The organism is Curtobacterium citreum, from assembly GCF_006715175.1.
Classification (GTDB): domain Bacteria; phylum Actinomycetota; class Actinomycetes; order Actinomycetales; family Microbacteriaceae; genus Curtobacterium; species Curtobacterium citreum.
In genome coordinates, this window is sequence record NZ_VFMQ01000001.1 from 1,505,542 (window position 1) to 1,518,256 (window position 12,715).

A 12,715-nucleotide genomic window follows, 5' to 3' on the forward strand; every position below is an offset into this window, starting at 1 on the left:
GGCGGAACCGCGCGGTTCCGCGGGCCACAGCCGAGGCTGTGGAGGAGCGCAGGCCCGGTCCGAGGCAGGTCCCCGGCTCCCTGTCGGGCGCGACCGTACAGTGCGGGCACCCACCGAGCCGGAGGAACCCGATGGACCAGCAGCACGCACCGCGACCCGCCGCACACCGCCGTGCCCCGAGTCCGGGACGCCGACTCCGACGTCGGGTGCTGCTCGGGGTCTCGGCCGTGGCCGCCCTGGCGTTGGTCGGCGGTGGGGTCGCCGTCGCGCGGACGGTCGTCGACCTGGACACCGGCATCCACCGCTCGGACATCCACCTGCCGGTCGCCGGGGCGTCCGCGAGCAGCAGTGCGGTGCCGCAGGCCGAGGGGGAGTCGAACATCCTGGTGATGGGGCTCGACAGCCGTCGGGACGAGGACGGGAACGTGCTGCCCGCTGCGACCTACCAGGCGCTGCACGCCGGGGACGGCTCGGACGGCGGGTACAACACGAACGTCCTCATGCTCATCCACATCCCCGCGGGCGGGGGTCCTGCGGTCGGCATCTCGATCCCGCGTGACGACTGGACGACGCTCCCCGGGGCGCCGGACGGGAACGCCGAGGGGAAGATCAAGCAGGCGTACGGGTACGAGCTCGACCAGACACTGCGGCACATCGTGAACACCGAGCCCGGGGTGTCGCACGACGACGCGTACCAGCAGGCCCGGTCGGCCGCGCGGCAGGAGGAGATCACGACGGTGTCGCAGTTCCTGGGCGGCGTGCCGATCAACCACTTCATCGAGGTCACGATGGCGGCGTTCTACGACATCGCCCAGGCCGTGCAGCCGATCCAGGTCTGCCTGAACGAGACGACGTCCGACACGTACTCCGGGGCGGACTTCCACAAGGGGCTGCAGTCGCTCGACGCCGCGCAGGCGCTGTCGTTCGTGCGGCAGCGGCGGGACACGAGCGGGTCGGGCGTCGAGCTGACCGACCTGGACCGGGAGCGCCGCGAGCAGGCGTTCATCGTCGCCCTTGCCTACAAGCTCCGTCACGAGGACGTGCTGACGAACTTCCCGCTCGTGCAGCACCTGATCGACACCGCGAAGCAGGACATCGCCCTCGACTCCGGGTTCGACCTGCTGTCGTTCGCGGGGGACGCGCAGCGCTTCGCCGGAGGCGGGATCACGTTCCAGACGCTGCCGATCGTCCGGTACGGGGTCGAGGACGGGCAGGACGTGAACATCGTCGACCTCGCGCAGGTCCGGTCCACGACGGCGGCGCTCATCGCGGCGTCCGACCACCCGGCGGCGACGCAGTCGACCACGCCGAGCACCGCGACCACACCGAGCACCGGAGCTGCACAGGGCACCGCCGGCACGGGGGGCGCCGCCGGGCAGGGCGCCGGGGCGGCCCAGGGCGCGCCGACCACGTCAGGGGTCCCCTCGACGACGACCACGAGCGCCGCGCAGCCGCTGGCGTCCGGCGGCATCCCCTGCGTGAACTGAGGCGTCCGCTGATGGTCCGATCAGGAACGGCCCGCGGGGTCGTGCCGACCCGTGCGCCGGGTCTACAGTCGTCCCTGCAAGGCGCCCTCCGTTCGCTGAGGCTCCTTCGTGGATACATGCCAGCGACCCCGAACGTCGAGAGACGCCACGGGTCAGGACAGGCCTCCCCGGCGCAAGGGGTTGCCCCGACTGGCTCCCGCACACGGCGGGTCGACGTCACGGAGTGCTGAAGGTCTGACGTGGGAGTGGCGTGACCGGGTCCCCGGTCCGCCGGGCGCTGCGCGCGACCGACGGAACGGGAGGTGTGCCATGAGCAGTGACCATCACAGGTCGTCCTCCGACGCGCCTCCCTCACGATCCTGACGTCGACCGTCGCCGTGTGACCCGTCCGTCCCCACCCCCGGGCCGGAGGGGCCGTCGCGTGCGCCGGTGACCGCCGTCCGCCCGCACGAAGCGTGGCGGACGTGCCCCGCGCCTCCCGTCCGGCCCGCCCAACCCGCCGGACGGACGGCCGCGCCTCCCGTGCGCCGCGACCGACGGCCGCCCTGCGCGCCGCGACCGACGGCAGCCCTGCGCGCCGCAACCGACGGCGCCCCCTGCGCCGCGCCCCGTCGCCGCGCCCATCTCCTCCCGGAACGGAACCCGCCATGACCACCGCACCCGACACCCGTCCCACCGCCGTCCTCGACAGCGCCCACCTCGGCGACATCCAGGGCGCCTTCGGCACGATCCGCGTCGACGACACCGCCCGTCGCACCGGCCTCCGCCGAAAGCTCCGCACGCTCGTCGCGATCGTCGGCCCCGGCCTCATCGTGATGGTCGGCGACAACGACGCCGGCGCGTTCGGCACCTACACGCAGGCCGGCCAGGACGACGGGACCTCGCTGCTCTGGACCCTGCTGCTGCTCGTCCCCGTCCTGTACGTCAACCAGGAGATGGTGCTCCGGCTCGGGGCGGTCACCGGCGTGGGGCACGCGAAGCTCATCACCGCGCGGTTCGGACGCTTCTGGGGAGCCTTCAGCGTGGTCGACCTGTTCGTCCTCAACGCGATGACGATCGTCACCGAGTTCATCGGCATCAGCCTCGGGCTCCGGTACCTCGGGTTGCCCGAGGTCCCCGGCGTGGTCGCCGCGGCCGTGCTCGTCATCGCCGCGGTGAGCACCGGGTCCTTCCGCCGGTTCGAGCGGCTCTGCATGGTGCTCATCGCCGGCTCGCTCGTGCTCGTGCCGCTGTCGTTCCTCGCCCACCCCGCAGCGGGGGCGGTCGTGCACGGGTTCCTCGTCCCGGGCTTCCCGCGTGGTGCCGACCTGTCCACCGTGATGCTCCTGGTGATCGGCATCGTCGGCACCACCGTGGCGCCGTGGCAGCTGTTCTTCCAGCAGTCGTACGTCATCGACAAGCGGATCACGCCGCGCTTCATGGGCTACGAGAAGGTCGACCTGGTGATCGGCATCGTGATCGTCGTGCTCGGCGGCGCGATCCTGATGACCGTGCCCGCCGCGGTGTTCGGCGGGCACGCCGGCGCCGGGCACTTCACGGACGCCGGTGGGGTCGCCGTCGGGATCGGGCACGCGGTCGGGCACCTCGCCGGGGTGCTGTTCGCGATCGCGCTCATCGACGCGTCCGTCATCGGCGCCGCGGCCGTGGGGCTGTCGACGTCGTACGCCCTCGGGGACGTGCTCGGCATGCGGCACTCGCTGCACCGCTCGGTCCGGGACGCGAAGGGCTTCTACGCCGTGTTCGCCGGGGTGCTCGCGCTCGCCGCCGCGGTGGTGCTGGTACCCGGGAGCCCGCTCGGCCTGATCACCGTCGGGGTGCAGGTGCTCGCCGGGGTGCTGCTGCCGTCGGCGACGGTGTTCCTGCTGCTCCTGTGCACGGACCGGGCGGTGCTCGGGCCGTGGGTGAACGGACGGTGGCTGACGCGCTTCACCGCCGCGGTGGTGGCGGTGCTCGTGGTGCTCTCGCTCGTGCTGACGGTGAGCGTCGTGTTCCCCGCGATCACGAGCCGGCAGGTGACCGACGTGCTGCTCGGGGGAGCGGCACTGTCGGTGGCCGTCGGGGTGGTCTTCACGGTGCGGACGCAGCGGGGTCGCTCGGGTGCGGTCTCGGGGACGCGCACCGGTGGCGGTCCGGTGGGTGGTGCGGTCGCCGGCCTGGAGGCACGGGTCACCTCCGCCACGGACCGCGCGTCGTGGCGCATGCCGCCGGTCGAGCAGCTGCCGGCGCCCCAGCTGTCGCCGGGTCGTCGGCTCGGGCTGACCGCGCTGCGGGTGTACCTGGTGGTCGCGGTGGTGCTCGTGGTCGTCCGGGTCGTGCAGCTGGCGCTCGGACACTGAGGGGTCTGGGATCCTGCTGTCCCGTTCTGGGGGAGACGGACGACGGGTGTCGGGTGCAGGATCGAGGCGTGATGCATTCCCTGGTGTACATGAGCTCGGCGACCGAGCCGTTCGACGAGGACGCGCTCGCCGAGGTCCTCGAGCACGCCCGCCGACGCAACACCGAGGACGGACTGACGGGGATGCTCGTGCACCGCGGGGGGCGCTTCATGCAGCTCCTCGAGGGGCCCTACGACGCCGTGCTCGCCACCTACGCCCGGATCGTCGCCGACGGTCGGCACGACGAGGTCCGCCTGCTCGTCGAGGAGAGCGTCCACACCCGACGGTTCCCGGACTGGTCGATGGCGTACGACCGGGAGTCCGACGGCGTGCCGGTGCCCGAGGGCTTCAGCACGTTCCTCGACGAGGGGGACCGCAGCGCCGACCAGAGCCGGCCGCGGGAGCTCCTGCGCTGGTTCCGGAACCACCCGATGGCCGATCCGACCGCGGCGAAGGGCAAGCACCGCCGCGAGATGTGAGGCGCACGGCACCGTCCGTCGTCCGGTCCGTCGTGTTCGTCCTCCGGTCCATACTGGTCGGGTGACGACACTGCGAGGCACGATCCGCTCCACCGAGACCCGCGAGGCCGACGGATTCGCCGACTCCGTGGTCACGGCCAAGGAGGTCGCGATCGCGAACCTCGACCTGGACGGCTTCGCGCTGCAGCAGACGAACGCGGTCGAGAGCAAGGCCACGGGCGAGACGACCATCCGCGCGACGGCCCGTTCCACGGCGACGAAGCCGCACGAGGCGTCCGGGCCGGACTACGACGCGGCACTCCGGGCCTACCGCGAGTCCGTCCCCGAGGGGTGGCAGGTCCAGCACGTCTGGGTCGTCGAGGAGTAGTCCCGACACGGTCGCGCCGCCGCCGTACCGCGCAGGGCTCAGCGCTCGCGGCTGGGCTGCGCGAGCTTGCTGTGCTTCCGCGAGTACCCGAAGTACACGCCGAGGCCGATCGCGAACCAGATCGCGAAGCGCACCCAGGTCTCCCACTGCAGGAACGTCACGAGCCACAGCGACGCGATGATGCCGATGATCGGCACGACCGGCATGAGGGGCAGCCGGAACTGGCGGTCGAGGTCGGGCTGCCGGTAGCGCAGCACGATCACGGCGGAGCAGACGACCACGAACGCGAGCAGGATGCCGATGTTCGTCAGCTCGGCGACGATCCCGATCGGCAGGACACCGGCGAGCACCGCCGACGCCACACCGAGGATCCACGTGACCCGGGTCGGGACGTGGCGCTTCGGGTCGGTCTTCGCGAACCACTTCGGCATGAGGCCGTCGCGGCTCATCGAGAACCAGACGCGCGAGGCCCCGAGCATGAACGTGATCAGGACGGTCACGATGCCGACGATGGCGCCGATCGCGATGACGTTCGCGACGCCGCCGAGCCCGACCGAGGCGAACGCGGACGAGAACCCGGAAGCCGGGTCGATGTCGGTGTACTTCTGCATGCCGGTGAGCACCAGGGTGGCCAGCACGTACAGGACCATCGCGATGCCGAGGGACAGCAGGATCGCCTTCGGCATGTGCTTGCGGGCGTCGGTGGACTCCTCGGCGGCGGTCGACATCGCGTCGTAGCCGAACACGGCGAAGAACACCGTCGCGGCGCCGGTCATCACGCCGCCGAACCCGAACGGGAAGTACGGGTCGTAGTTGGCGCTGTTGATGTGGAACACCCCGAGCACGATGATGAGCACCACCAGCGCGACCTTGATGCCGACGGCGACGAACTCGAAGCGTGCGGCGCTGCGGATGCCGCGGGTCAGGACGAACGCGGTGAGCAGGCAGAGGACGATCGCGAAGACGTCGACCACGTGGCCGTCGCCGGTGCCGGGCGCGCCGAGCATCCAGGCGGGCAGGTCGATGCCGAACTGGCCGACCAGGAACCCGACGTACCCGGAGATGCCGATCGCCACGACGGCGACGATCGCGGTGTACTCGAGCAGCAGGTCCCAGCCGATGAACCACCCGACCACCTCGCCGAGCACGGCGTACCCGTACGTGTAGGCGCTGCCCGCCTTCGGGATGAGCCCGGCGAACTCGGCGTACGACAGGGCGGCGGCGGCGCTCGCGATCCCGGCGACGAGGAAGCTGATGAGGACGGCGGGCCCGGCGACGCCGTTCGCGACCGTGCCGGCGAGGGTGAAGATGCCCGCGCCGATGATCCCGCCGACGCCGATCGCGGTGAGCTGCCAGAGGCCGAGGTGCCGTTTCAGGCCGCCGCTGCCCTCGCCGGTCTCGTCGTCGATCGCGTCGATCGGCTTCCGTCGGAAGATGCCCTGTGTCGTCGTCGTCACGCGCCCATTCTGCTCCTGCGGCGGGCTCCGTGTCAGGCGGGCGGCGGATCGGCACGCGTGGAGTCGTCCGCGCAGACGCCGGCAGCCGCGCGGTGTACACCGGACGCATGCGCCACCCCGCGAGGACCGAACCCGGACCCGGCCAGGAGTCCGTCTGGGACTACCCCCGACCGCCCGCCGTCGAACCCGTGCCCGAGCGCGTGGTCGTCCGGCTCGGCGGCACGGTCGTGGTCGACACGACGGACGCGGTGCGGGTGCTCGAGACGTCGCACCCGCCGGTGTACTACGTGCCGATGGCGGACCTCGAGCTGCGGCCGGCCCCCGGCGCGAGCATGTGCGAGTTCAAGGGCCGCGCGCGCTACTTCGACGTGGTCGGTGGGGACGGGGTCGTCGCTCCTCGGGCCGCGTGGAACTACCCGACGCCGGAGCCCGGGTACGAGTCGCTCCGGGACCGCGTCGCGCTGTACCCGTCGGCGATGGACTCGTGCGAGGTCGGCGGCGAGGTGGTGCAGGCGCAGGAGGGCGACTTCTACGGCGGGTGGATCACCTCGAAGATCGTGGGACCGTTCAAGGGCGGCCCGGGCACCCTCGGCTGGTGACCGCACGACCGACGTGCGCGGCGGGGCGGACGCTGCCCCGATCCTCCCGCCCGTCCGCGGTCCCGCGGACCGTCAGCCGCGCGCGTAGGGCGACCAGAACGGCGGTGGGAACGCGCCGCCCGTGGCGAACGACAGGACCTGCCAGACCAGCATCACCAGGCCGGCCGTCCCGAGCACCAGGCCGACCCACGACCAGACCCGGACGGCACGTCGACGACCGGCGATGCGGAGCGCACGCACGCCGCTGAGGACGCAGACGATCCCGAACGCCGCAGCGAGGAACACGTGCTGGCCTCGACCGGCGGCGGGCACGATGATCCCCATCCACACCGCGACGGGGCCGAGCAGCACGGCGACGGTCGCGGGCACGGCGGGCGGTTCGGTGTCCCGTCGGGCTCCTCCCATGCCCTGAACCTACCGACGCGGAACGACCCTGTCCGTCGGCGGCACGCGGGCGGGGCCGCCGAGTTCCGAGCACGATGGAGGCATGCGTTCCTTCTTCCGTGTCCTGCTCGGTCTGGCGCTCGTGTTCGCGGGCACGAGCCACCTCACGTTCGCCCGCCGGGACTTCCGCGCCCAGGTGCCCGACTTCGTGCCGCTCGACACGGACACGACCGTGCTGGCGTCCGGCGTCGCGGAGATCGGTCTCGGCAGCGCGCTGCTGCTCGCGCCTCGGGGCCGTCGCCGCACCGTCGGGAACGTCGCGGCGCTGTTCTTCACGGCGATCTTCCCGGGGAACCTCGCGCAGTGGGTGAACCAGCGCGACGCGTTCGGGCTCGACACCGACGAGAAGCGGTTCGCGCGCCTGTTCGGGCAGCCGCTGCTCATCGCGTGGGCACTCTGGTCGACGCGCGGCCCGGGTTCGCGGGCGCGCTGATGGTCGCGCCGGCAGGGTCCGGCGGGCCGGGTGACGGTGTGGCAGGTTCCGGCGCGCGCGGTGCGCCTCCGGATGGCGTCGGCCTGGAGGCACGGCCCCCGTCGTCGGGACCCCGTCGCGTCGCGGACGTGGTCGTCTCGGTCGTGCTGCTCGTCCTGCTCGCCGTCGAGACCGTGGTCGCCGCGATGGGCATCCTGCTCCTGTCGCTCGGGTTCAGCTCGTGCGCGGCGCCCGGGAACACCTGCGACCAGGGCCTCGGCGGAGCGGTGGTGTACGTCGGCCCGGTCCTCGTCGCCCTCGTGTTCGTGGCGGCCCTCGTGGTGAGCATCGTCCGGCTCGTGAAGCGCCGGTTGACCTGGCCGGTGCCCCTGCTCGGGGCCGGGCTCGTGGTCGTGGTGTTCTTCGTGGCCAGGGCACTGGCCGACGTGGCGGTCACGCGCGGGATCTGAGCGTGGTCATGCGCTCGACATGAGCGCGGTCACGCGCGGGATCTGCGGGCGGAGCTGGCTCCTCCACAGGCGGGGTGTCCGGCGGTGTCGTCCACAGGGCGGGTCATCCGGGCTCGGCAGGGCCACCGGATCCGCAACGCTGCCGTGCATGGCAGACACCGAAGCACTCGAACAGCTCTTCTCCACCCCGGCGCGGACCGATGACGACGTCGTCGCGCTCGTCACCGGCATCGTCGGTCGGCCCGTCCGACGGCAGTGCTGGGTGGTGTTCCTCGACGACCGGGCGCGGCCGGTGCCGTTCCTGCTGCCCGTGTCGGACCTGCCGTGGCAGCCGGACGAGCACGTCGAGGACTTCGCGGCGCTCGTCGCCGACGTGCGCGACGACGCCTCGGCGGCCGAGGTCGTGCTCGTGTGGGAGCGGCCGGGCGACTCGCGGCTGTTCCCGGTCGACTGGGAGTGGGTGGACGCGTGCGCGTGTGCGTTCCGCGAGCGCGGGATCCGGTTGCGTGGTCAGGTCGTCGTCCACACGGCGGGGGTCGCGATGATCGAGCTCGAGGAGCACGAACTGCCGGAGCCCGCGTGAGCTCGCTGATCGAGGCTCGGGGTCAGCTCTGCGGTGCTGCGTCCGGGACGGTCTGACCGGTCAGGCCCTCGACGACGGCCTTCGCCTCGGGCCAGAACTTGGCGTAGTGGTCCGGGTCCGAGTTGATCTGCACCGCGTGCGCCATCTGCGTCGGGGTCATCGTCTTCCAGCCCGGGGTCTTCACGAGCTTCGTGTAGAACATCGTCGCCGCGGTGTACGGGTCCATCCGCTGCTCGTACGTGCCCCACGCGCCGTTGTCCCGCTGCTGGAACAGCCCGCGGCTGTCCGGGCCGGCGGCGTCGCCGTGGTCGAGGTTCACCAGGCTGGACTCGCCGATCGCCGTCATCACCCCGACGGCCTGGGTGTGCGGCCCGATGCCCAGGGCCTGGGCGGCCTCGATGACGTACGCGGCGTTCACGAGCCGGTCCTGGCAGAACCCGGCGACCGGTCCGGCGGGGACGACGATGCCGCCGATGCTCTGTGTGGCGACCTCGGGGCAGGCGGGTGCCGCGGTGACGGACTTCGCGGCGCCGGTCAGGGAGTGCACCGCGATCACGACGACCACCACGACCCCGATGACGGCCGCGACGACGCCCGCGCCGAAGACGGACGCGATCGTGATGCCGGCGCGGCGCATGGCGGGTCCTCTCGTGCGGTGGGCACGGTGAGGGTATTGGTGCTGCCTGGGAGCGCGCCAGCGCCCGCGCCGGGCGCGCCCCGGTTCAGCGTCTCCGGCGGTCGAACAGGCCCGTCGCCGAGAGGGCGATGACCACGATCATCCCGATCGAGACGGCGAAGATCAGGTCCGTGGCGTCCATCAACGATCCTCGTTGTGGTCCGGGCGGTTCGGGTGGACGACCACGGTCGGCTCGGTGACGAGTCCGGTCGGCGCCTTCTCCGGCTGCTTCCGCCCGTGCGTGAACCACGTGACGACCCAGAGCAGGATCCCGAGCCCGAGCAGGGCACCCGCGATCTGGTACTGCTGCGGGTCACGGCCGGACGAGAACGGGAGCACGAGCCACAGACACGTGATGACGCCGATCACCGGGACGACGACGCCGGCTCGGAAGTGCTCGTGGTCCACGCGGTCGCGGCGCAGCACGAGCACGGTGACGTTGACGACCGCGAACACCGACAGCAGCAGGAGCGACGTCGTCCCGCCGAGCACCACGACGATGGGGGAGTCGGGGTCGAGCGACACCCAGCCGATCAGCGCCAGGGAGATCAGTGTGGTGAAGACGATCGAGGTCGACGGGGTGCGACGGGCCGGCGAGACGCGCGACAGGAAGCCGGGCAGGACGCCCTGCTTGCTCATGCCGTACAGCAGCCGGGACGCCATCATCATGTTGATGAGCGCGGTGTTGGCGACGGCGAACATCGAGATGAAGGGCAGCAGGTCCGCGATCGGGAAGTCCGGCGCGGCGGTCTGCACGACGGTGACCAGCGGCGTCTCGTTGCCGGCGAGCTCGCCGATCGGGACGACCGCGACGGCGCAGATGGACACGAGCACGTAGATCACGGCAGTGATGCCGAGGCCCGTGAGCATCACCTTCGGGAAGATCCGCGACGGGTCCTTGGTCTCCTCGGCCATGTTCACCGAGTCCTCGAACCCGACCATCGCGAAGAACGCCAGCGACGTCGCGGTCGACACGGAGAGCAGCAGCGTCTTGTCCTCCGGGGTCTCGAACATCACGACGCGGGAGAAGTCGGCGTTGCCCCCAGCGATCGCCCAGAAGCCGATGAGGATGACCATCACCAGGCCGGACAGCTCGACGAGCGTCAGGACGACGTTCGCCTTGACGCTCTCGCTGACGCCGCGGAAGTTGATCGCCATCACGGCGAGCATGAAGCCCATCGCGATGAGCATCACGGCCGCGTTCGGCAGCTCCAGCCCGAAGCCTGCGCCGAGGTTCGCGGCGAATGCCCGGGACGCGGTGGACGCCGAGGTGATGCCGGAGCACATCACGATGAACGTCACGATGAAGGTGACGAAGTGGATGCCGAACGCCTTGTGCACGTAGAGCGCGGCGCCGGCCGTCTGGGGGTACTTCGTGACGAGCTCGAGGTACGAGAACGCGGTCAACAGGGCGACGGCGAAGGCGATGAGGAAGAGGAGCCACGCTGCTCCACCGACCTCTGCCGCGACCTGACCCGTGAGCGCGTAGACACCCGTCCCCAAGATGTCGCCGACGATGAAGAGCAGCAGCAGCTTGGGACCGATGACCCGACGGAGCTCGGTCTGCTCCTGCGCTGGGCGGTCCGTGTTCGTGGTGGCCATGCGTCAGCCTCTTCCGGGGGACACGATGCTGTCCGCTTTCACAGCAAGCTCCCCGGTGATCGCAACACGCCCGTGTCCTGCCTGTCACGACCCCGGCGGCTGCGGTCTGCGGGCACTCCCCGATGTCCGTCGCTACGCTGCGGAGCCATGGACGACGAGTCGAACACCACCGAAGAACCCGTCGAGTTCGCCGACTTCAACGCGAAGCTGCTCGTGCTCGACGTCCTCTGCTACGACCTCGACGTGCTCGAGCCCTACGACGGGGACGCGGACGACGAGAGCGAGGAGGACCTCGACGTCGAGGGGCAGGACGACCGCGCCCGCGAGTACTACGACGACCTCGACCTGCTGCCGTCACACCTCGACCTGGTGACCGAGCTGACCGTCGACGCCGACCTCGAGGTCCTGCAGGACGTGCACCCCGGCTGGGACGGCTCGGACGACCGCTACGACCCGCAGAACTGGGACGACGTGCTCGACCTGCCGTCGCTGTCCGTCGTGTACGCCGCCGCACCGCTGCCCGCCCACGTCTCCGAGCGCCTGGCCGCCAAGGGCGTCGAGGTCCGCTCCGCCTGACCCGGCCGGCGTCGGCGACGCGCTAGTTGTACCCGGCCGTGACGTTGGTGACACTGCGGGGCTTGTGACTCAGCGAGGCCTCCTGGCTTGATGGAGCTGTCTAGTTCTGCCATCGCCAGGAGGCCTCTGTGTCCCACGCTAATGCCCGTCTGACCCTGCACGGCCGGCGGCTGCTCATTACTCGCGTCATTGATGACCGTCGTCCCGTCGCGCACGTTGCCAAGGAGCTCGGCATCTCGCGTCAGTGCGCGCACCGGTGGGTTCGTCGGTTTCGGGCTGACGGCGCCATCGGATTACTGGACCGGTCAAGCCGCCCGCTGCGGACACCGACGAGAACGAGCCCGGAGCGTGAGGCAGCGGTCCTGACCGCGCGGGCCGAGCTCCGGTTCGGCCCCGCCAGGCTCGCCGCTGCGACCGGTGTTCCCGCGCGGACGATCTCCCGCATCCTTACCCGCCACCGTGTGCCGCCGCTGGCCTGGCTGGACCCGGTCACCGGGACGCTGATCCGCGCGACGAAGGCAACACAGAACCGGTACGAACACGAGCATCCCGGCGACCTGATCCACGTGGACGTGAAGAAGCTCGGCCGGATCCCGAACGGCGGAGGCTGGCGGGTCCACGGCCGCCGCGAGGAGTTCCGGGGGCGCGGCATCGGGTTCGACTATGTCCACGCGGCCGTCGATGATCACACTCGACTCGCCTACGCGGAGATCCACCCAGATGAGAAAGGCGCGACCGCAGCAGCGTTCCTGACACGCGCGGCGGCCTACTTCGCTGAGCACGGCATCGCAACGATCGAGCGCGTGATCTCGGACAACGCGTTCGCCTACCGGCACTCGGCCGCGTTCAAGGACGCCGTCGCCGCGCTCGGGGCGAAGCAGAAGTTCATCAAACCCCACTGCCCATGGCAAAACGGCAAGGTCGAACGATTCAACCGGACCCTCGCGACCGAGTGGGCCTACCGGCAACCTTTCACCAGCAACCAAGCACGCGCCGACGCGCTTGCGCCCTGGATCGAGCACTACAACACTGGCCGGACCCACTCAAGCCACGGACTCACACCTGCAGCCCGAGTGTCACCAACCTAACGGCCTAGTACAGCTAGTGCGCGCGCGTCGACCTCACGCGCTCAGCGACACCTCACGAGCTCGCGCGGCCGTGAAGTGTCGCTCAGCGCGTGAACTCGCG

14 protein-coding genes and 1 riboswitch are annotated in these 12,715 nt (G+C 71.1%); of the genes, 10 read left to right on the plus strand and 4 right to left on the minus strand.

From position 1 onward, the window contains the following. The first annotated feature begins 131 nt into the window (after positions 1-131). From FB462_RS07185 to FB462_RS07200, 4 genes are all read left to right on the plus strand, one after another. Positions 132-1,487 (plus strand): LCP family protein, encoded by a 1,356-nt coding sequence (locus FB462_RS07185; protein WP_141861027.1) that lies wholly within the window; start codon positions 132-134, stop codon positions 1,485-1,487. Positions 1,488-1,567: 80 nt separating this feature from the next. Next, positions 1,568-1,739, plus strand: a riboswitch (M-box (ykoK) riboswitch). A gap of 395 nt (positions 1,740-2,134) precedes the next feature. Next, on the plus strand, positions 2,135-3,823 hold the full coding sequence (locus FB462_RS07190) for an NRAMP family divalent metal transporter (RefSeq protein ID WP_141861029.1): 1,689 nt from the start codon (positions 2,135-2,137) through the stop codon (positions 3,821-3,823). 71 nt (positions 3,824-3,894) lie between these two features. Continuing rightward, the gene (locus FB462_RS07195; protein ID WP_229666984.1) at positions 3,895-4,341 is read left to right on the plus strand and encodes a BLUF domain-containing protein; all 447 of its coding nucleotides are present in this window, start codon (positions 3,895-3,897) and stop codon (positions 4,339-4,341) included. Positions 4,342-4,402: 61 nt separating this feature from the next. Further along, a complete protein-coding gene (locus FB462_RS07200) occupies positions 4,403-4,708 on the plus strand; it encodes a hypothetical protein (protein WP_114850812.1) in 306 nt (101 codons plus the stop codon). Positions 4,709-4,746: 38 nt separating this feature from the next. On the opposite strand, the gene FB462_RS07205 is transcribed toward FB462_RS07200, so the two are convergent. After that, positions 4,747-6,165, minus strand: a complete 1,419-nt coding sequence (locus FB462_RS07205; RefSeq protein ID WP_114850813.1) for an amino acid permease — start codon at positions 6,163-6,165, stop codon at positions 4,747-4,749. A gap of 107 nt (positions 6,166-6,272) precedes the next feature. On the opposite strand from FB462_RS07205, the gene FB462_RS07210 reads away from it, so the two are divergent. Further along, positions 6,273-6,764 carry a DUF427 domain-containing protein gene (locus FB462_RS07210; RefSeq protein ID WP_141861032.1) on the plus strand — a complete coding sequence of 164 codons (492 nt, stop codon included), beginning with the start codon at positions 6,273-6,275 and terminating at the stop codon, positions 6,762-6,764. Positions 6,765-6,836: 72 nt separating this feature from the next. Here FB462_RS07210 and FB462_RS07215 read toward each other — a convergent pair whose 3' ends face one another. Continuing rightward, entirely contained in the window at positions 6,837-7,169 is a 333-nt protein-coding gene (locus tag FB462_RS07215) for a hypothetical protein (protein WP_141861034.1), read from the minus strand. Positions 7,170-7,251: 82 nt separating this feature from the next. On the opposite strand from FB462_RS07215, the gene FB462_RS07220 reads away from it, so the two are divergent. From FB462_RS07220 to FB462_RS07230, 3 genes are all read left to right on the plus strand, one after another. After that, positions 7,252-7,641 (plus strand): DoxX family protein, encoded by a 390-nt coding sequence (locus tag FB462_RS07220; RefSeq protein ID WP_141861036.1) that lies wholly within the window; start codon positions 7,252-7,254, stop codon positions 7,639-7,641. Further along, positions 7,596-8,090 (plus strand): DUF6264 family protein, encoded by a 495-nt coding sequence (locus FB462_RS17670; protein WP_341872459.1) that lies wholly within the window; start codon positions 7,596-7,598, stop codon positions 8,088-8,090. Before FB462_RS07220 ends, FB462_RS17670 begins: the two co-directional genes overlap by 46 nt. A 148-nt stretch (positions 8,091-8,238) precedes the next feature. Next, the gene (locus FB462_RS07230; protein ID WP_141861040.1) at positions 8,239-8,673 is read left to right on the plus strand and encodes a hypothetical protein; all 435 of its coding nucleotides are present in this window, start codon (positions 8,239-8,241) and stop codon (positions 8,671-8,673) included. A gap of 22 nt (positions 8,674-8,695) precedes the next feature. On the opposite strand, the gene FB462_RS07235 is transcribed toward FB462_RS07230, so the two are convergent. Together FB462_RS07235 and FB462_RS07240 are read right to left on the minus strand one after the other, a co-directional pair. Then, positions 8,696-9,310 (minus strand): hypothetical protein, encoded by a 615-nt coding sequence (locus tag FB462_RS07235; protein ID WP_141861043.1) that lies wholly within the window; start codon positions 9,308-9,310, stop codon positions 8,696-8,698. A gap of 180 nt (positions 9,311-9,490) precedes the next feature. After that, entirely contained in the window at positions 9,491-10,951 is a 1,461-nt protein-coding gene (locus FB462_RS07240) for an APC family permease (protein WP_141861045.1), read from the minus strand. 147 nt (positions 10,952-11,098) lie between these two features. Here FB462_RS07240 and FB462_RS07245 point away from each other — a divergent pair, with 147 nt between their 5' ends. Together FB462_RS07245 and FB462_RS07250 are read left to right on the plus strand one after the other, a co-directional pair. Further along, positions 11,099-11,527, plus strand: a complete 429-nt coding sequence (locus FB462_RS07245; RefSeq protein ID WP_058741826.1) for a DUF6892 domain-containing protein — start codon at positions 11,099-11,101, stop codon at positions 11,525-11,527. Positions 11,528-11,655: 128 nt separating this feature from the next. Continuing rightward, positions 11,656-12,615, plus strand: coding sequence for an IS481 family transposase (locus FB462_RS07250; RefSeq protein ID WP_141861048.1), 960 nt, complete (start codon positions 11,656-11,658; stop codon positions 12,613-12,615). The last annotated feature ends 100 nt before the right edge of the window (positions 12,616-12,715 follow it).